This window comes from Rhodococcus sp. A14 (assembly GCF_011603105.1).
Lineage (GTDB): Bacteria > Actinomycetota > Actinomycetes > Mycobacteriales > Mycobacteriaceae > Rhodococcus_F > Rhodococcus_F opacus.
The window spans coordinates 1-24,280 of sequence record NZ_JAAOQS010000068.1 but is presented as its reverse complement, the minus strand read 5'-3'; the positions used below and the strand labels follow the sequence as shown (position 1 = coordinate 24,280).

The 24,280-nt window shown below is 66.4% G+C and carries 26 protein-coding genes; 9 read left to right on the top strand and 17 right to left on the bottom strand.

The features are described 5' to 3' along the window. Window positions 1-171 precede the first annotated feature (171 nt). The 4 genes from G9373_RS29075 to G9373_RS29060 all read right to left on the bottom strand — a co-directional run bounded on the left by G9373_RS29075 (window position 172) and on the right by G9373_RS29060 (window position 3,816). Window positions 172-2,667 (bottom strand): excinuclease ABC subunit UvrA, encoded by a 2,496-nt coding sequence (locus G9373_RS29075; RefSeq protein WP_064080224.1) that lies wholly within the window; start codon window positions 2,665-2,667, stop codon window positions 172-174. Window positions 2,668-2,719: 52 nt separating this feature from the next. Next, window positions 2,720-3,133: a VOC family protein gene (locus tag G9373_RS29070; protein ID WP_005260756.1), complete on the bottom strand. Its 414-nt coding sequence runs from the start codon at window positions 3,131-3,133 to the stop codon at window positions 2,720-2,722. 13 nt (window positions 3,134-3,146) lie between these two features. Next, window positions 3,147-3,587, bottom strand: coding sequence for a helix-turn-helix transcriptional regulator (locus G9373_RS29065; RefSeq protein ID WP_005260757.1), 441 nt, complete (start codon window positions 3,585-3,587; stop codon window positions 3,147-3,149). A 61-nt stretch (window positions 3,588-3,648) separates the two neighbouring features. After that, window positions 3,649-3,816 carry a hypothetical protein gene (locus G9373_RS29060; RefSeq protein ID WP_166680658.1) on the bottom strand — a complete coding sequence of 56 codons (168 nt, stop codon included), beginning with the start codon at window positions 3,814-3,816 and terminating at the stop codon, window positions 3,649-3,651. A gap of 203 nt (window positions 3,817-4,019) precedes the next feature. On the opposite strand from G9373_RS29060, the gene G9373_RS29055 reads away from it, so the two are divergent. The 3 genes from G9373_RS29055 to G9373_RS29045 all read left to right on the top strand — a co-directional run bounded on the left by G9373_RS29055 (window position 4,020) and on the right by G9373_RS29045 (window position 5,373). Continuing rightward, the gene (locus G9373_RS29055) at window positions 4,020-4,721 is read left to right on the top strand and encodes a sigma-70 family RNA polymerase sigma factor (RefSeq protein ID WP_167118088.1); all 702 of its coding nucleotides are present in this window, start codon (window positions 4,020-4,022) and stop codon (window positions 4,719-4,721) included. 3 nt (window positions 4,722-4,724) lie between these two features. Further along, window positions 4,725-4,949, top strand: coding sequence for a zf-HC2 domain-containing protein (locus G9373_RS29050; RefSeq protein WP_005260758.1), 225 nt, complete (start codon window positions 4,725-4,727; stop codon window positions 4,947-4,949). Window positions 4,950-5,067: 118 nt separating this feature from the next. After that, window positions 5,068-5,373, top strand: coding sequence for a hypothetical protein (locus G9373_RS29045; protein WP_005260759.1), 306 nt, complete (start codon window positions 5,068-5,070; stop codon window positions 5,371-5,373). A 180-nt stretch (window positions 5,374-5,553) separates the two neighbouring features. Here G9373_RS29045 and G9373_RS29040 read toward each other — a convergent pair whose 3' ends face one another. From G9373_RS29040 to G9373_RS29020, 5 genes are read right to left on the bottom strand one after another with little or no spacing between them, the layout of a single operon-like run. Beyond that, window positions 5,554-6,741, bottom strand: coding sequence for a serine hydrolase (locus G9373_RS29040; protein WP_167118086.1), 1,188 nt, complete (start codon window positions 6,739-6,741; stop codon window positions 5,554-5,556). A gap of 49 nt (window positions 6,742-6,790) precedes the next feature. Further along, window positions 6,791-7,099, bottom strand: a complete 309-nt coding sequence (locus G9373_RS29035; protein WP_167118083.1) for a DUF202 domain-containing protein — start codon at window positions 7,097-7,099, stop codon at window positions 6,791-6,793. Further along, window positions 7,096-7,434 (bottom strand): DUF202 domain-containing protein, encoded by a 339-nt coding sequence (locus G9373_RS29030; protein WP_167118080.1) that lies wholly within the window; start codon window positions 7,432-7,434, stop codon window positions 7,096-7,098. The genes G9373_RS29035 and G9373_RS29030 overlap by 4 nt, the downstream gene beginning before the upstream one ends. After that, window positions 7,431-8,615, bottom strand: a complete 1,185-nt coding sequence (locus tag G9373_RS29025) for an acyl-CoA dehydrogenase family protein (RefSeq protein ID WP_005260763.1) — start codon at window positions 8,613-8,615, stop codon at window positions 7,431-7,433. The genes G9373_RS29030 and G9373_RS29025 overlap by 4 nt, the downstream gene beginning before the upstream one ends. Window positions 8,616-8,629: 14 nt before the next feature. Beyond that, on the bottom strand, window positions 8,630-10,180 hold the full coding sequence (locus G9373_RS29020) for a long-chain fatty acid--CoA ligase (protein ID WP_005566149.1): 1,551 nt from the start codon (window positions 10,178-10,180) through the stop codon (window positions 8,630-8,632). Window positions 10,181-10,299: 119 nt separating this feature from the next. On the opposite strand from G9373_RS29020, the gene G9373_RS29015 reads away from it, so the two are divergent. After that, window positions 10,300-10,902: a TetR/AcrR family transcriptional regulator gene (locus tag G9373_RS29015; protein WP_005566148.1), complete on the top strand. Its 603-nt coding sequence runs from the start codon at window positions 10,300-10,302 to the stop codon at window positions 10,900-10,902. Here G9373_RS29015 and G9373_RS29010 read toward each other — a convergent pair. Next, window positions 10,866-12,212, bottom strand: a complete 1,347-nt coding sequence (locus G9373_RS29010; protein WP_133985861.1) for an MFS transporter — start codon at window positions 12,210-12,212, stop codon at window positions 10,866-10,868. The two genes, G9373_RS29015 and G9373_RS29010, sit on opposite strands and share 37 nt — an antisense overlap. Window positions 12,213-12,532: 320 nt before the next feature. Here G9373_RS29010 and G9373_RS29005 point away from each other — a divergent pair, with 320 nt between their 5' ends. Continuing rightward, the gene (locus tag G9373_RS29005; protein WP_005260767.1) at window positions 12,533-13,213 is read left to right on the top strand and encodes a class I SAM-dependent methyltransferase; all 681 of its coding nucleotides are present in this window, start codon (window positions 12,533-12,535) and stop codon (window positions 13,211-13,213) included. Between the two features lie 3 nt (window positions 13,214-13,216). Here the strand turns inward: G9373_RS29005 and G9373_RS29000 are convergent, their stop codons facing one another. Beyond that, window positions 13,217-14,446 (bottom strand): cytochrome P450, encoded by a 1,230-nt coding sequence (locus G9373_RS29000; RefSeq protein WP_133985860.1) that lies wholly within the window; start codon window positions 14,444-14,446, stop codon window positions 13,217-13,219. A 144-nt stretch (window positions 14,447-14,590) separates the two neighbouring features. On the opposite strand from G9373_RS29000, the gene G9373_RS28995 reads away from it, so the two are divergent. Continuing rightward, window positions 14,591-15,370, top strand: a complete 780-nt coding sequence (locus G9373_RS28995) for a hypothetical protein (protein WP_133985859.1) — start codon at window positions 14,591-14,593, stop codon at window positions 15,368-15,370. Window positions 15,371-15,571: 201 nt separating this feature from the next. Further along, window positions 15,572-16,978, top strand: coding sequence for a guanine deaminase (locus tag G9373_RS28990; protein ID WP_005566142.1), 1,407 nt, complete (start codon window positions 15,572-15,574; stop codon window positions 16,976-16,978). A gap of 53 nt (window positions 16,979-17,031) precedes the next feature. On the opposite strand, the gene G9373_RS28985 is transcribed toward G9373_RS28990, so the two are convergent. From G9373_RS28985 to G9373_RS28960, 6 genes are all read right to left on the bottom strand, one after another. After that, window positions 17,032-17,499 carry a DUF4440 domain-containing protein gene (locus tag G9373_RS28985; protein ID WP_005260771.1) on the bottom strand — a complete coding sequence of 156 codons (468 nt, stop codon included), beginning with the start codon at window positions 17,497-17,499 and terminating at the stop codon, window positions 17,032-17,034. 86 nt (window positions 17,500-17,585) lie between these two features. Continuing rightward, window positions 17,586-18,749, bottom strand: a complete 1,164-nt coding sequence (locus G9373_RS28980) for a Gfo/Idh/MocA family oxidoreductase (protein ID WP_167118077.1) — start codon at window positions 18,747-18,749, stop codon at window positions 17,586-17,588. A 235-nt stretch (window positions 18,750-18,984) separates the two neighbouring features. Further along, window positions 18,985-19,269 carry a hypothetical protein gene (locus tag G9373_RS28975; protein WP_167118074.1) on the bottom strand — a complete coding sequence of 95 codons (285 nt, stop codon included), beginning with the start codon at window positions 19,267-19,269 and terminating at the stop codon, window positions 18,985-18,987. Continuing rightward, window positions 19,266-19,451, bottom strand: a complete 186-nt coding sequence (locus G9373_RS28970; protein WP_226955651.1) for a hypothetical protein — start codon at window positions 19,449-19,451, stop codon at window positions 19,266-19,268. The genes G9373_RS28975 and G9373_RS28970 overlap by 4 nt, the downstream gene beginning before the upstream one ends. A gap of 250 nt (window positions 19,452-19,701) precedes the next feature. Beyond that, window positions 19,702-20,103 carry a LapA family protein gene (locus G9373_RS28965; RefSeq protein WP_037205170.1) on the bottom strand — a complete coding sequence of 134 codons (402 nt, stop codon included), beginning with the start codon at window positions 20,101-20,103 and terminating at the stop codon, window positions 19,702-19,704. 73 nt (window positions 20,104-20,176) lie between these two features. Further along, window positions 20,177-20,965 carry a hypothetical protein gene (locus G9373_RS28960; protein WP_133986787.1) on the bottom strand — a complete coding sequence of 263 codons (789 nt, stop codon included), beginning with the start codon at window positions 20,963-20,965 and terminating at the stop codon, window positions 20,177-20,179. An 83-nt stretch (window positions 20,966-21,048) separates the two neighbouring features. On the opposite strand from G9373_RS28960, the gene G9373_RS28955 reads away from it, so the two are divergent. Further along, on the top strand, window positions 21,049-22,497 hold the full coding sequence (locus G9373_RS28955) for a hypothetical protein (RefSeq protein WP_167118068.1): 1,449 nt from the start codon (window positions 21,049-21,051) through the stop codon (window positions 22,495-22,497). Then, a complete protein-coding gene (locus G9373_RS28950; RefSeq protein WP_167118065.1) occupies window positions 22,497-23,519 on the top strand; it encodes a glutamate ABC transporter substrate-binding protein in 1,023 nt (340 codons plus the stop codon). Before G9373_RS28955 ends, G9373_RS28950 begins: the two co-directional genes overlap by 1 nt. The last annotated feature ends 761 nt before the right edge of the window (window positions 23,520-24,280 follow it).

The following is a 24,280-nucleotide window of genomic DNA, read 5'->3' as shown; positions in this document are numbered from 1 at the left end:
ACGTTATGACCGGGTGGCGGGTGGCGACGTCTCAGATCGGCACAGCACGTCTCGGTTCGGCACAATCCGGGTGGCGGGCGTCACAGTTGCGCTGCGACCAGGTGTGACCACCGAACGAGGAAACCCCCGGCTGCCGTGGCAACCGGGGGCCCACCTCGACGCTCGCCTCGATCAGGTGCCGACGTAGGCCGCGAGGTGCTCGCCGGTGAGGGTGGAGCGAGCGGACACCAGATCCTCCGGCCTGCCCTCGAACACGATCCGGCCGCCGTCGTGGCCGGCGCCCGGGCCGAGGTCGATGATCCAGTCGGCGTGCGCCATGACCGCCTGGTGATGCTCGATGACGATGACCGATTTACCGGAGTCGACGAGCCGGTCGAGCAGTCCGAGCAGCTGTTCGACGTCGGCGAGGTGCAGGCCGGTGGTCGGCTCGTCGAGGACGTAGGTGTCGCCCTTGTCGGCCATCGCGGTGGCCAGCTTGAGCCGCTGCCGTTCGCCGCCGGACAGCGTGGTCAGCGGCTGTCCGAGGCTGAGGTAGCCGAGCCCGACGTCGGCGAGCCGCTGCAGAATCTTGTGAGCCGCCGGGATCCGTGCCTCGCCGGAACCGAAGAACTCCTCGGCCTCGGCCACCGGCATCGCGAGCACTTCGGCGATATTCCGGCCGCCCAGCGTGTACTCGAGCACCTCGGCCTGGAAGCGCTTCCCCTCGCACTCCTCGCACGGGGATTCGACGGTGGCCATCACGCCCAGGTCGGTGTAGATGACACCGGCGCCGTTGCACGTGGGGCAGGCACCCTCGGAATTGGAGCTGAAAAGTGCCGGCTTCACGCCGTTGGCCTTCGCGAACGCCTTGCGGATCGGCTCGAGCAATCCGGTGTAGGTGGCCGGGTTGCTTCGCCGGGAGCCTTTGATCGCGCCCTGGTCGATCGACACCACGCCGTCCCGCCCGGACACCGAACCGTGGATCAGCGAGCTCTTGCCCGAACCCGCCACACCGGTCACGACCACCAGCATGCCGAGTGGAATGTCGACGTCGACGCCGCGCAGGTTGTGGCTGTCTGCGCCTCGCACCTCGAGCGCGCCCGACGGTGTGCGCACCGACTGCTTCAGCGACGCGCGGTCGTCCAGGTGCCGCCCGGTGAGCGTGTCACTGGACCGCAGACCCTCGACGGTGCCCTCGAACACCACCTGGCCACCCTCGGTGCCGGCGCGCGGGCCGAGGTCGACGACGTGGTCGGCGATCGCGATCGCCTCCGGCTTGTGCTCCACGACCAGCACCGTGTTGCCCTTGTCGCGCAACTGCAGCAGCAGGCCGTTCATCCTCTGGATGTCGTGCGGGTGCAGGCCGATGGTCGGCTCGTCGAAGACGTAGGTGACGTCGGTGAGCGACGAACCGAGATGCCGGATCATCTTCGTGCGCTGCGCCTCTCCTCCGGACAGGGTGCCCGACGGCCGGTCGAGTGAGAGGTACCCCAACCCGATCTCCGTGAACGAGTCGAGGAGATGTTGCAGCCCGCTGAGCAGCGGGGCCACCGTTTCCACGGCGACCCGTCCTCCGTCCGCTCCTCGCTCCTTCGTCGCTGCGATGCTCCGTCGTCCTCCTGTCGCCGGCGGTTCGTCCAGACCCCGGACCCAGTCGGCGAGGTCGCTGATCTGCATCGTGCAGACGTCGGCGATGTTCTTCCCCTTGATCTTCGACGACCGCGCCCCCTCGCTGAGTCGGGTGCCGTCGCAGTCGGGGCAGGTGGCGAACGTGATCGCCCGCTCCACGAACGCGCGGATGTGCGGCTGCATGGCGTCGACGTCCTTGGCCAGGAACGACTTCTGGATCTTCGGGATCAGACCCTCGTACGTCACGTTGACGCCCTCGACCTTGATCTTGGTCGGCTCCTTGTAGAGCAGGTCCTGCAACTGCTTCTTGGTGAACTTCGCGATCGGCTTGTCCGGGTCGAAGTAGCCGCAGCCCCGGAAGATGCGGCCGTACCAGCCCTCCATGCTGTAACCGGGGATCGTCAGCGCCCCCTCGTTCAGCGACTTGCTGTCGTCGTACAGCGCCGTCAGGTCGAAGTCGGTGACCGCGCCCCGGCCCTCGCATCGCGGACACATGCCGCCGGTGATGCTGAAGCTCCGCCGCTCCTTCGTCTGCTGGCCACCGCGCTCGATGGTGACCGCGCCCGCGCCGGAGATCGACGCGACATTGAAGGAGAACGCCTGGGGTGAGCCGATGTGCGGCTTCCCGAGCCGGCTGAACAGGATGCGGAGCATCGCGTTGGCGTCGGTGGCGGTGCCGACGGTGGAGCGGGGGTTCGAGCCCATCCGCTCCTGGTCGACGATGATCGCCGTCGTCAGCCCGTCGAGAACGTCGACGTCGGGTCGCGCCAGTGACGGCATGAAGCCCTGCACGAATGCGCTGTAGGTCTCGTTGATCATCCGCTGCGACTCCGCGGCGATCGTGGCGAACACCAGCGAGCTCTTGCCCGAGCCGGAGACACCGGTGAACACCGTCAGCCGGCGCTTCGGGAGCTCGACACTGATGTCCTTGAGGTTGTTCTCGCGCGCGCCGTGCACGCGGATGAGATCGTGACTGTCGGCAAGGTGCAGATCCGGCGACCCTGAATCTTCCCGTCGCTTCGCTCGCCCCGTCGTGCCCGCCTTCGTGGCCGTGCTCATCGTGTCTCCCTCTGTTGGGCGGAGCCGCCTTCGCGGTCTCCGTCGGCGTCGATCAGCGCAGTTCCTGGATGCGAACCATGTTGCCCGCGGGATCGCGGAAGGCGCAGTCACGGACTCCGTACGGCTGCTCGGTCGGCTCCTGGACGACCTCCGCGGAGTCGCTGGCCTGCAGTTTCTCGAAGACGCCGTCGAGATTCCTGGTGGCCAGGTTGATCGCTGCGTAGGTGCCCTTGGCCATCATCTCGGTGATGGTTCGGCGCTCGTCGTCGGTGATGCCGGGGTCGGCGGCCGGCGGATGCAGGACGATGGACGTGCCGGGCTGGTCGGCCGGGCCGACCGTGATCCAGCGCATCCCGTTGTAGCCGACGTCGTTGCGGACCTCGAAGCCGAGAGTGTCGCGATAGAAGGCCAACGCGGCGTCCGGGTCGTCCTGCGGGAGGTAGGTCTGGTGAATTGTGATGTCCATGGGATCACGATAATTACGAATCAGCGACCTGCGCTTCTCGATTCCTGATCGGTCTGGTGACCTGTTTCGCCACGCACGACGGAATGCCCGCCGTCGCGTCCGCCTCCTGGCGCCGGTAGGTGCTGGGCGGGACTCCGGTCAGCTCGGTGAACCGCGTGCTGAAGGTGCCCAGCGACGAGCAGCCGACCGCGAAACAGACCTCGGTGACGCTGAGGTCGCCGCGACGCAGCAGCGCCATCGCCCGCTCGATGCGCCGCGTCATCAGGTACGAATACGGAGACTCGCCGTACGCGAGCCGGAACTGGCGGCTGAGGTGCCCGGCCGACATGTTCACGCCACGGGCGAGCGACTCGACGTCCAGCGGTTGCGCGTGCTCTCGATCGATCCGGTCACGGACTCGGCGCAGCAGCGCGAGGTCGCGTAGGCGCTGGTTCTCAGCGGTACTGCTCGTCACACACGAAATCGTGCCACGTCGCACCGGAGTTGCCTAGCGTTTCTCGCCGCACCCACGCTCCTCACGCCGGGTCGGGCGTTGCACCTCGACAGTGGTCGACGAGCGAGACCTGTTCGTCCGGGGCCGGGAGCCCGTCCCGCTCCGCACCGTCCAGGTGGCGAGCTTCCACCGAACCCAGCTGCTCCCAATAATTCTCCGAACGCGCCAGCGGAGTTCGCCGAAAATCCATGCGTCGCCCTTCCTGGGTTGCCAGGTGCAGTCGTTTCCTGGGGCACCCGGGCCGCCGCGACCGTTACCGCGTCGCCGCGGCCCGCCACCCCTCCGCATCGAGTCTTCCCCGCACCGCGAAGCCGAGACAGGGCCGTTCGGCCCTACCACCACGAGATCGGCAGCCGCCTGATCGACGGCTGCCGCCGAGATCAGTAATGTTGGATGGCGTCCGGCCGTCTCACGCGGCCACGCTTCCGGAACGCCTCGATCACCGAGGAGGAGCGGATGACCGAGATCGATACCTCGCACGAGCAGTGCCTCGTCGACGCCTTGCGTGCGCGGGACGAGTCGGCATTCGCCGAACTGGTCGACCTGCACACACCGATGATGCTGCGCGTGGCGCGAGGGTACGTGGCCAGCGCCGAAGTCGCGGAGGACGTCGTACAGGAAACCTGGATCGCCGTGCTCCAGGGCATCGACCGATTCGAAGGCCGCTCCACCCTCCGTACCTGGCTGTTCCGGATACTCGTCAACATCGCCCAGAAACGGGGAGTGCGGGACCGGCACGATGTCGACGCCGCACTGGCCGCCTACACGGGCAGCGCCTCCGTGGACCCGGCCCGGTTCCTGCCTGCATCCTCCCCGGAGGATCCACACCACTGGGCGACTCCTCCGACCAGCTGGCCGGAGACCCCCGAAGGGTCGGTCCTGGGTGCGGAGGTCCTCGACGTCGCCGGCCGCGAACTCGAGCACCTACCCGACCGCCAGCGGATCGTGGTCGTTCTGCGTGACGTCCTCGGCTACGACGCCGAGGAAGTGTCCGCGATGCTCTCGATCACCCCGGCGAACCAGCGGGTGCTGCTGCATCGGGGTCGCGCACACGTGCGCCAGGCCCTCGAGGACTATCTTGGAACGGGAGCGTGAGATATGGACTGCCAGGACCTCGTCGAACTCGTCACGGCCTACCTCGAGGATGACATGGATCCCGATGCCCGGGTCCGATTCGAAACCCATCTGGGCGAATGCCCGGGCTGCGCCACCTATCTCGAGCAGATCGAGCAGACGGTGCACACCCTCGGCGCGCTCCCGCCGGACGAGCTCGATCCGGCGTTGCGGGACCGCCTGCTCGCCGCGTTCCGCGACTGGCGCTAGCGGCGGAGAACTCACCGCAAAATAATGTCCGGCAGGGTGTAACGTTTCGCGCCCTGGCGGACACCATTCGAGTAGCCGTGAACGTCGGGTTTGCGGCACTCGGACAGGAATTCAGACCATGAACGCCACACATTCGCACCAAGACGACCGACACACCCACCGCGGCTCGCTGCGGAAGCGGATCGCGACAGTGGTGGTGGCTGCAGCCGCACTCGGCGTCCTTCCCGTCGGCGTCGCGGGCGCGGTTGCCCCGGCCGCGGAACACCCGGTCGCCGCAGTGGCCGCCCCTGACACCGGTCGCGACATCCCCGGCGGCAACGACGATCGGACCCGCGATCGGCAGCGCGACCAGCGTCAGGAACGCAGGGCCGAGAACATGCCCACCGATCAGGTCCCGATCATCTGGAACGTCATCCCGTCGTAACGGCTGACGCTCTCCGACCACAGTCCAGATGTCATGCCGTGGAATGGCACTCGGCAGAGTGCCCGTCCGAGGCCGTTGTCCGCCCAGAGTAATTGCGTCCGCCGCCCCGGCACGTCCGTCAGGTGCGCAATCCGTCAGCGGGAGTTGTCGAGGGCGTCGTGGCACGGGTGTTCGTTTACATCAGACACCCGCCATCGACAATTGCGTCCCGAGCCGGGTGAACACCTCCGGGAACGGTGGTGTCGCGACGCACGGGGAGATGATCTGCGATCCGAAATGTGCGACGACGAGGTCGAGTTCGCGGGAGACGAACAACCGCTGGCCGTGGATTCCACTCGCCATGAAGGAGTCGAACGGGTCGTTGAGGATCCACCAGTAGTCCCGGTAGCTCATCGTGGCAGGCGAATTCGCCGACGCTCGCGGCAACCGCACCTGAGCGGTCGCTCCCTCGGGGACGGTGCTGATCGCACGCACCACCGACGCCGGCACGATCTGGCGGTCGCCGAGAGCGCCGCCGCAGCGAAGCATCTCCCCCACCTTGGCGATGTCCCGGAGGGTGGCCGCGTAGCCTCCGCAGGCGGTTTCGACGCCGGCGGCGTCGAGGATGTACCGGGCGTCCTCGTCGGCACCGATCTTCGACCAGATCAACTCGCTCATCAGGTCCGAGACGGTCGCGCCGGTGACGCGGCTGATCAGCGCGCCCATCGCCTCGCAGCTTCCGTTCTCGTAGTGGAAGACCTCGCCGTACGGGCCGGTCGCGCGGGCCGTTTTCAATCGGTCGAGCAGGGTGGTCGGGCCGTCGTATCCGTCGGGCCGCATCCCGGGAGCCACGACTGCCCACCACCGGTGTGCCTCGACCTCACGATGGAACTTTCGTCCCCCGTAGGCCACCTGTGTCGTCATGTCGAGCAGATGACGAATAGTAGCGTCACCGAACGCCGTTCCCGCCAACTCGGGAACGTATGTGGAGACCTGATCGTCCCGCGTGAACAAGCCCTGGTCCTCGAGCATCCCGGCGAGCAGGCCGATGAACGCCTTGGCCATCGACGCAGTCAGGTGCAGGTCCTGACGACGGAGGCCGTGCAGGTACTGCTCGTAGACAACCGCGCCGCGGTGCAGCACGATCATCCCGTCCGAATGCGAGTCGACGAGGAACTGGTACAGCGTGCTCGCTCCCCCGCCTCCGGACTCGACGGCGAGCCGTGAGAGGTCCTGCAACTGCTCCGGCAGTTCCCGGCGCGGACCGTCGCCGCGCCACACTCGACGCGTGGGACCGGTCTCGCCGACGGCCCTCGCCTGCCGGCGGACTTGCACCGGGTCGGTGAATCCTTGCGTCCATTTCAGTTCTGCGAGTGGCAATTGCGACACAGCGGATCTCCTCTGTCGGATCGGGATACGTGCTGGGGAACATCGAGTTTCAGGCCGGTGCGGCAAGGGCGGCGCCTGCCGTCGCGAAAACGGCGAGGCTGACGGCGGCGGGATGCAGGAGGCCGAGTGGGCGGGGGTCGTCGGCGCGCCGGCGGTATCGGCGCTGCCGCGTCACGGCGCCTGCTCCCACCGCCGCGGCAGCGCCGCAGGCTCCGGCCACCGCAACGACGTGCGCGAGGTGCGGGTGGACGATCGCGGAACGGACGACTGCGGCGAGGCACAGGCAGACCGCAGGTAACGTGCGGCCCCACGCCAGCACCGTACGTTCGGCCTGCAACCCCGGTGGCGGCGCGGTCACGTCCCCGCCCAGACGACGCCGAGCGCGGCAGCGAGACACACACCCGCGACCACGGCCGGGGCCAGACGCGATGCCGGTAGCGGCACGGCGCGGCGCATCGCGGACTGCACGGACCGCCACCGCAGCAGCGCACCGACCGCGACGAGCGCGGCCAGCAGGATGCAGACCGCACCCAGCGTGTCGTGGAACGCGGATCCGCCTCGCGGCAGGTAGAACTGGCTGACCGCGACCCCGCCCGCCAGAAGAGCGAGCGCGGTACGGATCCAGGCCAGGAAGGTCCGCTCGTTGGCGAGCGTGAATCGGTAGTCGGGCTCCGTCTCCGTGTCGGCGCTCACGGGAGCAGAAGGAATCGGGCGATACCGTTCTTCTGGATCTCGGAGGATCCGGTGAGGATCCGGAACATCCGCAGACGCTGGAACAGCGATTCCACCTCGCGTCCGCGGACGACACCCGATTTACCGTGGATCTGCACGGCGGCATCGGCGATCGCGAACGCCTTCTCCGCCACGAACAGCTTGCACATGAAGGCTTCGATCCGCGGCCGCTCGCCCCGGTCGAGCGCGGCGAGTGCGTCGTAGGTCATCGACCGAGCCGCGTAGTAGTCGGTTGCCATGTCCGCCAGCCGGTGCTGGATGCTCTGCAGCATGCCGAGCGGCGCGCCCTGCACCTGTCTGGTGCGGGCGTAGCCGACGGACAACTCCAGGGCTCGGCGTGCACCACCCAGCGCCGTCGGGCAATGCAGGAGCCGGTTGACCGTGACGCGACCGAGCCCGATCTTCAGACCCTGCCCCACCTCACCGAGCAACTGTTCCGGTCCGACATAGCAGTCGTCGAGAACGATGTCGGCCTCGATGTGCTGGCCCGACATCGGGGTCTCGCCCTGCTGCACCGTGCATCCCGGGGTGTCCAGGTCGACGAGGAACGCGGAGTAACGCGGGCCGCCGTCGCCGTCGTCTGCCATCTTCGCGATGAGGATGGAGAAGTCCGCGAACGGTCCGGCGGTGGAGAACACCTTGTGACCGGTCAGGCGCCACCCGTCGCCGTCCGGGGTGGCGGTGGTGAGCATGCCGCGCACGTCGGAGCCGGCGTCGTTCTCCGTGAGCGAGAAGCAGCACGCGCGCTCGCCGCGCGTGACGGGGAGCAGGTACTTCTCGATCTGGTACTCGGTGGCGTACTGGAAGATGCTGCCCACCCGCAGCGGTCCGCCCATGTCGCCGAGTACCGAGGTCGACAGGACCCGCGGTGACGCGCCCACTTCTTCCTTCAGGGCGGCGAGTTCGGTGAACGACAGTCCCGCGCCGCCGAGGTCCGCGGGCAGGCTGACACCGTAGAAGCCGAGTTCGCGGCTGCGTCGCCACACCGGCTCGAGCGTCTCGCGGGTGTACACGCTCCCGGAGGTGAGGCCGAGTTCGCGTTCGTAGTCGGCGAGTTCGCCGTCCAGGTAGTCACGCAGCCGTGCGACGAGGTCGTGCAGGCGAGGATTGTCGTCGTAAGTGGGGTTCAGGGTGAAGGTCATCGGAGGCTCCGCTTTCAGTTGACGTGGCGGGCGGCCTGCGCCCAGTAGCATTCGCGCACCGACTTGCGGTCGATCTTGCCGTTGCGGTTGACGGGAAGGCTGTCGACGAAGTCGATCGAACGCGGCTTCTTCATTCGCGCGAGGCGTTCGGCGCAGTGCTCGATCAGCTCCTCCTCGGTCACCGGGGTCCGCGTGACCACGACGGCTTTGACTGCCTCCCCCCACTTCTCGTCGGGAACACCGACGACGCACGCGCCGGACACGGCCGGGTGCTCGTACAGCGCTGCTTCCACCTCGCTGCAGTAGATGTTGAACCCGCCCGAGATGATCATGTCCTTCTTGCGGTCGACGATGAACAGATAACCGTCGTGACGGAAGTACCCGACATCCCCGGTGTGGACCCAGCCGTCGACGAACGTCTCCGCGCTCAGATCCGGCTCGTGCCAGTACTCGCGCACACAGTCGGGGCCGCGCGCGACGATCTCGCCGATCCCGCCTGCCGGCAGTTCGTTCCCTGCGTCGTCCACCACGCGAACCTCGGTGTCGAATACCGGTCGCCCGCACGACTTCAGCAGTTCCGGATCGGATTCGACGCCTCGCACGACGTCGTCGTAGGTGAGCACGGTGATGCCACTCGTCGTCTCCCCGAGACCGTATCCCTGCATGACGACGGGGCCGAACATCGCGACGGCGTCGCGTAGCCGTTGCGGTGAGACCGGGGCGCCGCCGACGCCGACGCACCGCAGGCTCGACAGGTCGACGTCGTTCGCGGCCGGATGGTCCATCAGCATGTTCAGCATCGTCGGAACGACGAAGGTGGTGGTGATGCGTTCCTTCTCGATGGTTCGCAGGAACAACTCGGTGTCGAAGGCAGGCAGGACGACGACCGCGCCGCCGCGGGCGAGCACGCCGAGCATCATCATTCCGGAGGCGTGGGTGATCGGTCCCGGGGCGAGATACCGGTCCGTGTCGGTGGGCGCGCCGGTCGGGTTCATCAAGCGTTTGCGCATGTTGGCGAGTCGATTTCCGTACGTCTGCACGGCGGCCTTGAGTTTTCCGGTGGACCCGGACGTGTAGTTGAGGACGGCGGGCGCGTCTTCGGTGACGTCGACGGCGACGGGATCGCCGAGTCCGTCGGCGAGGAGATCCGCGTACCGGTCCGCGCCGGGTGCGCTGTTCCCGTAGTCGTAGACGGCGATGTCGAGGCCCAGATCCGCGACGACCTTCAACGCGACGTCGGCGTGCGCGGGGTCGACGAAGAGCGTCTTGACGTTCGCGTCGCGCAGGACGTGGCCGAGTTCGTCGGCTCCCAGGCGCGCGTTGACGGGAACGCGCACGAATCCCGCCTTGCACACGGCCATCTCGGTCACGACGAGTTCTCCGCAGTTGCCGGCGAAAGTGGCCACCGCGTCGCCGATCCCGAGGCCGGTGCGCATCAGCGCGGAGGCGAGACGGTTGGTCGAGTCGTCGAGTTCCCGGTAGGTCAGGCGACTGTCGCCGCACACCACGGCCTCGCTGTCCGGCCGGAACTTCGCACTCCGGGTGAGGTAGGTACCGAGATTCATACAGTCTCCAAGATCGACGTGTTGATCGTTATTGGACATAGTGTCCAGCATCGGGCGCGATGTCAAGGGTGCACTATGCTGACGGGACTGCTGACGTGAGACGAAGGGCGGAAGTCACCGTGGCCACCGAAGACCGGCGTGTGCGCCGCACCAAGCGGCTGCTGCGTGACGCACTAGTCTCGCTCGTGCTCGAACGGGGATATTCCGCAGTCACCGTGGAAGACGTCACCGAACGTGCCGACGTCGGCCGCGCGACGTTCTACACGCACTACACGGACAAGGACGAACTGCTCGGCCAGATCGTCGCCGACCTCGGCGAGGACCTGAAGGAGCGGTTGCGGCCCCTCGTGTCCGACTCCTCGGTGGGGTTCACCGGCAAGCCGGTGCTCGAAATGTTCCGGCACGCCGCCGAGGAACGCGACGCCTACCGCGTCGTACTGCGCGGCGAGGGCGACGGGCGCGCACTGCGCCGATTCGTCGACGAACGGACCGCCCTTGCCGCCCAGATCTTCTCGGCCCGATCCGACGCGAACGGGGTCACACCCCGCATCGACATGGAAGTGCTGTCGCGGGCGTGGGTGGGCGAACAGGTGACGGTGCTGCAGTGGTGGCTCGAATCCGATCCACCACCGCTCACACCGGAAGCCGTCACCGAAATGTTGCTGGAGCTGTCGCTGCGTGGACGCTACTGGGCATCCGGCTTCGACGGCTCACCCTCGTAGGACGACGGCGCCACCGGAGAGTCGCGCACCGCGGCACTGTCTCGTGCGTACGGCCGGTACAGCAGGCCGGAGCACAACCCGTTGACGACGGTGAGCGCCACGGTCACGAGCAGGAGCGCTCCCTGCAACCCGATCGCTTCGCCCAGATAGCCGACCAGCAGCGCATATCCCGCGTATGCGAGCGCCTCCACCGTCGACACCGACACCGCGAAGGCCAGGGCCCGTTGTTCCGGGCGCACCACCGCCATGATCAGCGGACGGTTGACCACCGGCACCTGCCCTTGCAGGAACCCGACCACCGCGAAGATCGCGACGAAGAATCCGATCGACGACGTCGCCATCTTCAGCTCGACGAATACCGCTGCCGCGAAGGCCAACTGACTGGCCTGCAGCATCATCACCCGTCCACTCGCGGGCCACCGGCGGTGCACGGCGTCGTTGAGACGGCCGCCGACCACGGTTCCGAGCAGGTACCCGATCGCGAACGGCGTAGCAACGATCGCTGCGGTGGCCGTCGAGAATCCCCGCTCCTCCACCAGGAACACGACGCCGAAACTCATGATCACGTTCTGCCCCGAGAACAGCCGCTGCACCAGGATGTAACGGAACGTCTTGATGCGCAGCAGCTCCCGCACACCGGCGACGACGTTCTGCGCCTTCTCCTCCGCTTTCACCGCCGCGCCGCCGGCCCTGTTCTCGCCCCCGCCGGGCCGTGTGTCGTCGAGAAACACGACGACGAGAACACCGATCAGAATGCACATACAGCCGGAGAGGACGTAGCCGTACCGCCAGCCGTCGTCGAACCCCGACAGCTGACCGAACAGCGGGGCGCTCACGCCGGTGATGATGGCTACGCCGCCGTACAGCATCCCGGTGGCCTGGCCGCGCCGTCTGTCGTCGTAGAGATCGCCCATGATCTCGAGAGCGATGGGCCCCGCGCCCGCGAAGCCTGCAGCCGCGATGCCGTACAGGATGACGAACTGGGTGAAACTGCTCGACAGGCCCGCCAGGATCACCCACACACCCCAGAAGCCCGAACACGTCGCAAGCACGGCCCGGCGCGAGAACCGTTTGGCGAGGAACACCCACGGAACCGCGGCGAAGATGCCCACCGCCTTGGACACCGCCACGATGACGCCGAGCGCCGACGACGAGAGCCCCAACGCCTCCCGCATCAACGGGAACAACACCGTGGTGATGCTGTTCTCGGCGTTGTCCATCGCGGTCGAGGCCGTGAGCAGACCCAGGTTCTTCCCCCGGGTCCGCCTGCCGGCCGTCAGCGTGTGCGTGATGGAGACGTCCAGTGCCATCTGCGTCCTCTCGACGAGTCACCCTGCGATGCGTGTGGTCCGGATCACAGGAGCCAATGCTGGCGACAGTATCTATAAATGGACGCTGTGTCTATGTTTGGATTTTCGGAGTCCGGAATAGTGACGCGTTTTCCGGATTCACGCTCGCAGGAAAGGACTGCACCGGGACTGACCCCGTCATCACCCCCGATCAGCCTCCTCACGCACGCTGTGATCGTGCAAAACAGACCGCACGCCCGTTAATCTCGAATCGAGAACGGGAAGTCGACCCGCACGGTTCGAGGGCCGTGGGAACACGGATATCAACGAGGAGCGCGACCATGCCGATGGCACCGTTCGACCCCATCACCGCGATCTACACGCCGGCTCACGCCTGGATGTACGAGACCATCGTGGCCCCGGCCGTCTACCGCTCACGCCACGTCATCGACGAGTACTTTCTGCCGCATCTCCCACCGAACGCCCGCATTCTGGACGTCGGATCGGGCGGGGCACTGTTCACGAACTACATCGCCGACCAGCGCCCCGACGTGCACATTCTCGGCCTCGATCTGTCGGAAGCCCAGATCAAGCGCGCCACCAAACGCATGCGTCACTACGGCCACCGGGTCCGGTTCGACGTCGGCGACGCCACGCGGCTCGACTTCCCCGACCAGACATTCGACGGTGTGATCAGCTACGGCTCCATCAAGCACTGGTCGTCGCGCGAGGCCGGACTCGCCGAGTGCGTGCGTGTCCTCAAACCGGGTGGCCCGCTGCTGATCACCGATGCGGACCGCAGCACAAGTTTCGAGGACGCCGAAAAGTTCGTCGAGAACTACAAGGCGCCGCGCGTCCTCGGCAGCATCAATCTCGCGATCTTCCACACCTGGATCGCCGGTCGCTCCATCAGTCTCGACGAGGCGCGTGATCTCGCGAGCCGACTCGATCTCGTCGACGAGCACGTCTCCCGCATCACCGAGATGCCACTCGTCATGATTTCCGGGCGTCGGCCTGCGTGAACCTCACCGTCCGTCACGTGTCCGGGCCGGCAGTGCGGCGATGCCGCTGATGAACGCGGAGAGCAGCAGCGCCGGTTCACCCACCGCGTGGAGTGCGGGGTGGGCGGTGAAGAGTTCTTCGAGCATGACGCGCAGCTCCAGCCGTGCGAGGTTCATACCCAGGCAGTGGTGAATGTCTTTCGCACCGAAACCGAGATGCTTGCCGGCGTTCGCCCGGGTGATGTCGAACCGGCCCGGACCGTCGAAGATGCGTTCGTCGTGGTTCGCGGACAGGTACCACATGACGACCTTGTCCCCCGCCGCGATGTGGGCGCCGCCGAGCTCGGTGTCGACGGTCGCGGTGCGTCGCATGTAGGGCACCGGGGAGGCGAAGCGGATCACCTCGTCGATCGTGTTGTCGATGTGGCCGGCGAAATCGGCGAGCAGCAATTCTCTCTGGTCGGGGTGCTCGGTGAGCAGATGCAGCGCCCAGGCCAACGCTTGCCGGGTGGTCTCGAAACCGGCCGTGATCAGCAGGATGACGAACGAACCGAACTCGGTCGGTGTGAGGGTCTCGCCGTCGACCACCGTCGACACCAGCCGGGACGTCAGATCCTCGCCGGGATCCGTCTTGCATCTCTCACCCAGTTCGAGGGCGTACCCGTAGATCTGGCCCAGGCCGGCCGCGCCGCCGGGTCCGGTGACGAACTCCCGATCACCACCTCCGGCGATGACGTCGGCCGCCGCGGCCAGGATCATCGGCCGGTCGCTCTCCGGGATCCCCAGCAACTCGCAGATCACCTGCACCGGCAACCGGGTCGCAACGTCGGGAACGAAGTCGAACTCGGCATCTCGGGGAAGGTCCGCGGCGATCTGCGCAGCGTAGCCGCGCACCCGCTCGGCGATGCCCCGCACCGACGCCGCGGTGAACGCCGATTGCACGATGCCGCGCAGACGCCGGTGCCGGGGGTCGTCCATGGCGATCATCGACATGGCGAACTCGAGGATCTCGGCCGGGACGTCGTCGATGGTGAAGCCCTTGGCCGAGGAGAAGACATCCGGGTTCCGGCTGACCGCGACCACGTCGTCGTATCCGACGACCGCCCAGAAGCCCGGACCGGCTGTTTCCGCGTGGAACTCGATCGGCGCTCGCTGACGAAGCTCCTCGAACATCGCGCGACGGCCCGCGAAACTTCGGTCCCAGAACGCGCGTGATGCGGGCGAGACGATTTTTTCGGACGCAGAACCCGTCACCGGTCCCCCTCGGTCGGTCGTATCGATACTGCGACCCTACTGGGGAAGCCGTGGTTACGCTGATGAGGCATCACCGCAGGTCAACAGCTATGATCATAGGATCACCCGGCGGTGCGCCGGAGATGAAACGGGGAGGATCGACCTGTGGCGTCGAGGGTTCGGCTCGGCAACCTGCGAGAGGTGCGCGATCATCCGTGGGGGATGACCGAGACCGGGTTTCGCGCCGACTTGACCCAGCCCGAAGCGTTCGCCAGAGGTCGTGGCCCGTTTCCCGGTGATGCCGACAGCGTCCGGTCCGAGCGTGAACTGTTCGTCACCGCGCCGGACGACGAGGTGCTCGCGGTGGCGACGATCACCGGGGTCCGCGAGTACGACGACGAACTCGTCGTCGACGGAGACCTGGTTGTCGATCACGAACGGGTGGGGACGCGGCTGCTGATACGAACCCCGGCCGAGAACGTCTTCTCCTGCGCGGACGAGGAATCGGCGTGGGCGGGCTCGATCGAGCGGGCACGATGGGTCTACGTGCGGGCGCTGGTCGAGGTCGCAACGGTCAAGACGGCGTCCTACGACCGCCGGCTCGCGGGCGCAGATCCCGCCGCCGACCCCGAGGTGACCCTGGCGACTGCCAACGAGACGATGCAGGTGGTTCCGCGGTACGTGATGATCCACCGCAGCGGGAAGCTGCGTCTCGGCGGGCCGTACGCCGACACCGCGGACTGGGACGGCCACGTCGAACCCTGGACGGATTACGGGTACGTCGACTGCCTGCGCCTCGACGACGTCCTGGGCACCAGCGGCGACCTCGACATCGACGTGCTCCGGCCGCTCACGTCGCGGGCCACCGCCGCGGAACTTCTCGAGTCATTGGGCTGGGACAAGGTCATCCGTCGATTCGTCGACGACCGCACACCCCCGCAGTAGCACCGAGCCGGCCGTGATTGCCGCGGGCGCTTGGCCTGTTCGGCCGCGACCCGGGTCTGATCGGTGGCATTGTGAGTACGGGCTGTTATCTCATCGTGGGTGCGGCACGGCCGCACAGGTGCTACTCGGCTGGGCTTCGTCCAGCCGCCGAAGTTCATTGCAGAAGGCATGATCCGTTACCACTCGACGGGAGTTCATCGCATGGCCACGCACACCCATCTCGGGCACATCTTCCACATCGCCGGCACACCGAAAGTGACCGAAGCCGCGGCCGCCCTGGTATCGATTCCCGACGGCGCCCTGGTGCTGGACGACGGCGGGCGAATCGTGTTCTGCGGTGACCGAGCCGAGATCCCGTCGGATTACGAGTCCGGCACCGTGCACGACCACAGGCCCGGCTTTCTGCTGCCGGGGTTCGTCGACACCCACATCCACTTCCCGCAGACCTACGCCGGCGACTCCTACGGCGGCGGTCAGCTACTGGAATGGCTGACCCTGTGCATGTTCCCGTCGGAGACGAAGTTCGCCGACCCGGAGTTCGCGCAGCAGGCGGCCGTCGAGTTCACCAACCGGCGCATCTCCGCGGGCACCACGGCCGCCATGGTGTTCGGGTCGGCGTTCCCACATGCGCAGGACGCGTTGTTCACCGAGACGCAGAAGGCCGGTCTGCGGATCGTCAGCGGCCGCGGAATTCAGACCGTCGGCGGCGAAACCGCTCAGCCGCTGATGACCTCCGAAGAGGACGCGATCCGGCTCACCCGCGAGGAGATCGAGAAATGGCACGGCGCCGACACCGGCGATGTCGCCACGGCGTTGCTACACGTGGCAATCATCCCGCGGTTCTCGCTGTCGGTGACCCCCGAGACCCTGAAGAATCTCGGAGAACTCTACGAAGAGGTCCGGGACCGCGGGGTGTACGTGCACTCGCACCTCAACGAGAACAATCGGCCCGGCACCGGCGAGGTCGACTCGACCAAAGAGACCTATCAGGTGAATTCATACCTGGACACGTACGACGGGAAGTTCCTGCCCGGCTCGGAAGTGGGCGGGAAGAGCCTGCTGGGCCGACGCACCATCCTCGCGCACTGCGTGCACTGTCAGGATGTCGAGCTCGAACGGATGGCCGAGACCGGCACGTCCGTCTCGCACTGCCCGATCTCGCAGCTGTTCCTGGGATCCGGAACGATGCCGTGGAAGCGCACCGTCGCGTCGGGCGTCAATATCTCGGTGGGAACCGATTTCGGCGGCGGCGACGAATGGCTGATTCCCCGGGTGCTCGGCGACGCGTTCAAGGTGCACATCACCGAGGCCGGTGACGACGGGGTGTCGATGCATCCGGCCGAGATGCTGTTCGTCGGCACCCTCGGCGGCGCCCGGGCACTGGACATGGAGAACCGGTTCGGCAATTTCGACGTGGGTAAGGAAGCCGACTTCGTCGTCGTCGACCCGTCCGGCACGCCTGCGCTCGACGGCCTGCTGCGCAACGCCGTTCGCGCCGCCGATCCCGATCTGGCCCGCGATCAGACCCTGTTCGCGTTGCTGATGGGGATACGCGACACGTCCATCTCCGAGGTCTACGTCGCAGGCCGAAAAGCCAAGGCGTCCTAGACGGGTGGCTCCCGCGACCGCCGGACGACCTCACGGTCGACCGGCGGTCACGGCTAGGGGTTCACCGACGAATGGTGGTTGGCAATCAGCCACTTTCCGTCTTCGTACCGATAGACCCACGTCACCCTGGCCGCCACATCTTGACCGTTGGCATTGATGACCCAGCGGCCCACGTTGTAGGCGAGGTTGCAATCCGAATACTTGAAACTTTCTTCCATGCGGGCAATAGGATCGGCCTTGATCAGGTTGACGAAATACTCCGTTATCTCCTCCGGAGTGTCGGCGATAGGCACCGACAGGGTCGGCAGCAGCACCGCATCCGGCCGGTACAACGCGGCGACCCTGCTCGCGTCACCGCTTTCCAGTGCGTCATTCCAACTCGTGAAGAGCGCATCCAGTTCACTGTCTGTCGCGCGCACGCAATTGTCTTCGGAGTCAGAGGAACTGACCGAGGAACAGGCGACCGCCGAAATTGCCAACGCGAGAATCGCAAAGCCCAAGCCGAACGGTGTGGTATTCATACCAACCTCCGCGGAGAAAGGCGCCTACGGGAATTGACCCGCTAACCGATAAAGCGTAACTCCGGGACCTGGCTCTGCGGATCGGATCAGCGCACGTCGACCCACGCACGGGATGCGACCGATGCCGTGATGGCGTCGAGAGCTTCGGCCGTGGCCACGGCGTCGGCGATCGTTGCGCCCCGGGGCTTTCCGTCGACGATCGAGGCGATGAAGTTGTTCCCCTCGATGACCTTGAGGTCGTCGTAGCTCATCGAGGACGCGGAACCCGGCTGGAAACGGGCATACGCTCCGGCGTCGGGGCCCACCCACACCGTGGTGATCGACTGGTCCTGGTATTTGCTCCCGAGGCTCGTTCCGAGTTCGTTCATCCGGCGGAAGTCCCAGTACACCGCACCCTTGGTGCCGTGGATTTCGAACCCGTAGTTGTTCTGCTCGCCGACGGCCACGCGACTCGCGTCCAGCGTTACCCGTCCGCCGGACGACAGGCGAACCAGCGCGCTGACGAAGTCGTCGTTCTCCACCCGCCCCAATTTGCCGCCCGTCGCGCGCGCATGCCCGCTGGTGGCACCCGTCGGGACAGCGCGCTGGGGGATGAAGATCGCGGTGTCGGCCACGACTGCGTCGATGTCGCCGAGCAGGTACCGGACCAGGTCGACACCGTGCGAGGCAAGGTCTCCCAGAACGCCCGACCCACCGCGCGCGTTCTCGTAACGCCAGCTCAGCGCCCCGTCCGGATGCGCGGCGTAGTCGCTGAGGAAGCGGAATCGCGAGTGCGTGATGGTGCCCAGTTCGCCCGACGCGATGAGGTCGTGCGCCATCGCGACAGCGGGTGCGTTGCGGTAGTTGAATCCGACGGTCGACTGGACGCCCGCCTTCTCGACGGCGGCGGCCACTGCCTTCGCATCCTCGGATGACAGCCCGACCGGCTTCTCGATCCAGATGTGCTTGCCCGCCTCGGCCATCGCGACACCGATCTCGCGGTGTAGGAAGTTCGGTGCGGTGATGCTGACTGCGTCGATGTTCTGGTCGGCGGCGATGTCACGCCAGTCGGTCAGCGCTACGCCGAACCCGAATTGGGCGGCGGCCTCCTCGGCGCGGCCGGGTACCTCGTCGGCGACGGCGCCCAGACGGATCGGCGGCGCTTCCGGGAAGTGGTGGCGCTGACGGAGATATGCGTTCGTGTGCACTCGGCCCATCCAGCCGAATCCGGCGACGGCTACTGCGATTTCGGTGGGGTTGACGTTGGTCAAGATCGACTCCGGAACTGATCGGGCGGCGTGTGTCTCTACGACAGTGCTGCGCGCCGGGAGCGAAGTCAATCATTTGTGCTGACAAAGTGGCTCTCGAGGTGATTTTGATGGCTTTCCGACCTACTCGAACCTCACACCACCCTGCGCGGAGGGGACCGCTGAAAGCCCGACCAGCGGTCCCCTGCCGTGAGCCGGTGACCCTCACCCGGATCAACCAGCGCACTTCCGTCAGCGGCTACGCACCCGCGCGTCGCACCAGTGCCGGTACGCCGGCGTCGACCCTAACCATCCACTGATCCAGCGACTCGAACATCTCGTCCCCCGACGGTCCACCGGGAACAGAGAGTTCATGCAACGCTTGGCCTTCCGAAGGAACAAGCGAAACCTGAGGCGGAACGTCCTCACCCGATGCCGGGCCCGACGCCACGTCCGCAGTTCGCAGGACAGCGGCGAGAATGCTGCCCTGTTCGTCCGCCAGGACCTGCATCTGGGAAACCCGTGGTGATTCCTGTGTCGTCATGCGAGGACGCCTCCTTCCAGATGGAACCACACGCCCGAAGTGGAGCTGTTGTGAATGCCGAGCACGTAGTACTGCTTGCTGGGGCCGCCGAACACCGGTGCGTTGGCGGTGCCCTGCCACTGCGTCATCAGGATCTTCGTGCCACCACCACCCTGGCTGGCATCGAGTCTCGCAGTCGCCAACTGTGGCCCCTTCCAGATGTCTCCAAACGAGAAGAAGAATTGATTCGCCTGCCCAGCGGCGAGAAAAAGCCCCTGAGGGGTTGTCGACCAAGCCATTTCGGTGTCCTTTCGTCGAATCACGAATGCGATACAGGACCGACCGTATGAGGAGATTCGACAGTTGAACCGAGTAGTCGACTACTCGAAATCTCTCGGCCGAGGGCCTGACCGGTCGACGCATCGATCGAGCGAACACGGAAACGAGCAACGGTCAGGTGGTCAGTTTCCGTTGCCGGTTCGCTGCCCGCCGGATCTGAAGGATTCGTACACCGCCGACGAGCGCCATGATCACCGCGCCCGCGATGGCCGCGAACAGCAGGGTGACACCGAGCGGGACCGTGAACTCCCAGACGAACAGTTCCAGGACGACACTGTCGAGGTTCTGCAGGATGAACACGAGAAGCAGGACCAGGACGAGGATGCCGATGACCAGACCAGTCCAGGTCGCCCCGGTACGGGTGTGCTTGATCCCCTTGCCTCTCGCCACGTCCGACGGCACCCCGGAACCCGCGTCGTGGGGACGCGGGTCGGAGGACGGCACCTCACCACCAGGCGGGTGTCCTGTCGGGAGACCGGATCCGGAGTTCGGTGTTTCGTCCGTTGGCGGCAACATGAGACCCGATTACCCAGGCCGTCACCCCACCAACCGGGTCGGGGCTGTTCCCTCGGGCGCGTCGGGTTGTCGATCATCGTGGTGTAATCGCCGGGGGCAGGTAACGGTCGATCAAATCCTGGATGGGATCCGGCGCCACCTGCGGCGGGGGTGACACCGGGTCCTGCGCGAAGGCACCGAGCACGTCGCTGGTGTGCTGTTCGGCGGTGCCGTACGTGTTGGCCGATACCGAGAAATCAGGCCCGAACGACGCAGAAGCGACAACACTGGGCCCGTAGTCCGACCAGCCCCATTTGGTTCCGGTCACCGACGGCAGCCGCCCGGTGCCCCAGTTCTGATGGGTTCCGTCGGCGGCGGCGGGGGCCGCGGTGGCCATCCACTCCAGAATCTGGCTGTCCGGATCGATGGTCTTCTTCGCCTCGAGAAACGTCACGGTGTCCGCGGTGCTGGTCACCGCGTCGCCCCAGAATCCGGATCCCCGGGTACTGGTGAGCCGATACTCGGCGGCGATCACATCGATCGACTGCGGGTACTTGGCGTACGCCTGCGAGGCGGCGTTGTCGTCGCTGTCACGGATCATCCGCTGCCCGAGCGCGACCTCCTCGGGCGAGCCGTCGCCGTGCCGGAGCAGGTAGTCGGCTACATATAGTTTCACGATGGACAATCCCGGCCTGGCTTCCCCCTGATTCGCCGTCCCGATGCGGGTTCCGCTCGGGGTGTGCATGAACGACAGCGCGGTCCGCCCCGGCACCTCGTCGATCCTGTCGGGCGTCGGCGCCGAGTGAGCCGTCATTCCGGACGCGAACGCGACGAGCCCGGCTACCAACAGCGACAGCGCGGAGCGACACACCCACCTGTTCATACCGCGCGAGTACCCGGTTCCACCGGGCTCAGCCGTCCCGATCACCGGAAACCTGGTTCCTACGGTGTCCGTGTCCCGAGTCGGTGCGCCGATCGGCACCGTCGGTGCACACTGAACTCAGCCCCGCGGCCCGGATCGGTGCTCTTACCGGAACCGCGGAGGCGGTGCAGGAGGACCGGATGTTCCACCGCGGCGAGCACGCCGTCACCGACGCTCCCACACTCGACGAGGACCTGCTCGTCGAGCCCGTAGCCCGCCGCCGCCCGTGGGTCGAATTCTTCGCGTCCACGCCCGGACGGCTGTCCATGCTGGGGATCGCGCTCATCGCCGCGGTCATCGCGGCGGGCGCGATCACCTCGGCGGCGGTCGGCGCGCGGCAACAGCGCGTCGAGACACTGCGCACCCACACCGAGCCCCTGGCAAACGCCGCCCAGGCCCTCTACAGCTCGCTGTCGATCGCCGATGCCGCCGCTATCACGTCCTTCATCTCCGGTGGCGGTGGTGTCGAGTCGTCTACCGGCGCGGAGCAGTTCACCCAGGCGATCGGGGACGCGTCGAACGCGCTGGTCACGGCGACCAACGGGGTGTCGTCGCAGGACGCCGAATCGCTGGCACTGCTGTCGGACGTGGTGCGCGACCTCGCCGAGTACTTCAACCTCGTGGCCACGGCTCAGGCGAACGACCGGGCCGGCAACCCGGTCGGGGTGGCGTATCTGGCCGATGCGTCCGCGCTCATGCAGGACACCATCCTCCCGTTGGCGGAGCGACTCTACGTCCATCAGGCCGAGGCGGTCGCCGAGACCCAGACGCACACCGCCCAGCTGCCCGCGGCCGCCTTCACGGTGACGGCGGCCGCCCTCGTCGCCCTCGTCCTCGCCCAGCTGTACCTCATCCGGAAGAGCAAACGCCGGTTCAACCCAGGCCTCGCTGTCGCCACCCTGCTGATGGCCGGGCTTCTGTTGTGGCTGATCGCCGGAAGCCTGGTGTCGACATCGGCGAGTGAACACGCGAGAACCGAAGGAACGCAACCCATCAACGCGGTTGCCCGCGCTCGCATCCTGGCGCAGCAGGCCCGCGCCGACGAAACTCTCGCCATCCTGCAACGCGGGTCCGACACCCAGTCGGAAGTCGACTACGCGCGGCACTCCCAGGCCTTGTCCGACGAGCTCACCCGGCAGCTGGAGAGCTCGCATGGTCGCGCCGCCGAGCAACACCTCCGCGACGCCGTGACGGCTCGCGACGGCTGGCTGGCCGCGCACCGGGACATCGAGGGCGCCCTCGAGCGCGGTGACTACCCGACAGCTGCGGCGATCGCCGCCGGATCCGGCTCGGGCACATCGTCGACGCAGTTCGCCGCCCTGGACGAGTCCCTCAGGAACGCGATCGAGCGACTTCGCGACGACGAGGCCAGCGCGGTGACGGACGTCTACCGGTCGATGTCGGCACTGGCAGTCGGTAGCATGATTATTGGCGTGTCCTGCGGATTCGCCGTCGGCGGGGGAATCTGGCCGCGATTGAACGAGTACCACTGATGACACAGGTGAGGCTTTCGAGACCGGTGGCAAGACGGTGCGCCCGGCACCTCGTCGGCGTTCTCGCCGTCGCTGTCCTCGCCGGCTGCGCCGCACCCGACCCTCTCACCCCGCCCATCACGGGCACTTACACCGCACGACCGATGACGGAAGGCGCACAGATCATCCCGCCCACGAACAGTCCGCCGCCTGAACCGCCGCTCCCCGAGTCGTGCGGGGCGCTCGCGAGCCTGCGACCCGGCCCGCAGCCCCCGCCCGGGCAGATGCCGCCCGGGGGATCACTCGCCGAGATCGCGGGACGGGGCCGGTTGATCGTCGGCGTCGACCAGAACACCAATCTGTTCAGCTTCCGAGACCCGACCACGGGCACCCTGCAGGGGTTCGACATCGATGTGGCGAAGGAGATCGCCCGGGACATCTTCGGCGATCCGACCAAAATCGAGTTCCGGCTGCTCACCTCCGCCGGCCGGTTCTCCGCACTCGAGAACAATGACGTAGACGTCGTCGTCCATGGCTTCTCGATCACGTGTGAACGTGCACAACTCGTCGGCTTCTCCACCGAGTATGTCCGCGCCTTTCAACGCATTCTGGTCCCTCGGGGTTCCGACATCGCCGGACCGGCGGACCTGGCCGGAAAGCGGGTCTGCACCTTCATCGACACCACGTCGCTTGGCACCGTCCAACGGGTCGCGCCGGACGCCACGATCATCGCGGTCCCCGACTGGGACGACTGCCTGGTCACCATGCAGAAGAAGCAGGCCGACGCGACCAGCACCTCCGACTCGATCCTCGCCGGACTCGCTTCCCAGGACCGGAATCTTCAGATCGTGGGGCCACGGCTGGAGGCAGAAGAGCACTGGGCGATCGGTGTCAACAAGGGCAGGGAAGATCTGGTGCGGTTCGTCAACGGCACCCTCGACCGACTACGTGCAGACGGCACGTGGACGAGCATCTACGACCGGTGGCTAGCGGCCCCGCTCGGACCCGTCGCGGGCCCGCCCCCACCTACCTATCGTGATTGAGGGGCATGAAACGTCGGGCGCCGTCTCGAACCGCGCATATCCCTCGTCGATGACGATGCGGGAGACGCACTCTTCAACAAAATATGAAATTACTGGCCACCCTTGGTGCGTGACAATTCCGATGATCGCACCCGAATTCGCATGCGCATATCAGTGGCGGTCGAATCATTCCGCGCTTCACTAGCGCATTTCGGGTCAACTGTTCCTCCACTAGGTCACGATGTCGACTCTCTTCGCCCAGGCTGCGAGCTGGTGCGCCCGAGTCCTCGCGACGGCGTGCAGCCGCCGCCGAAACACATTCACACTGATCAGGGCGCGGCCCGGCTGCCCCCAGGCGAGCCGGACCACCGCTGTCCCGAATTGCTCCGTCGGTCAGCCGAGGCCGATGCCGCCGCCGAAGGTGACACTCAGCCACTTCAGGAACGCCTCGAACGCGACGTTGAAGTCGATTCCTGCAGAACCCATCTGAATTCACTCCTCTCCTGGTGATGAAATCCACGGGATCGTCGACGCCGCTTACTCCATTTATCGCGTTCGCGATCGCGGGACGTTTCACCAAACCTGGATATTCTCACATTCTGAAATTTAACAACCGTCCATATTGATCTGAACAATGGATCGTTGAATACCCATACGTGAAGGTTCGTTTTGTTTCTCGTGTTTATTCAAGTGAATTGTGAGCAATCAGAGCAGCCACGGGAAGTTGGCGAGGATCGAGATGGCCGCGCGGGTGCGGGGGATCACCTTCGAGTGTCTGGGGC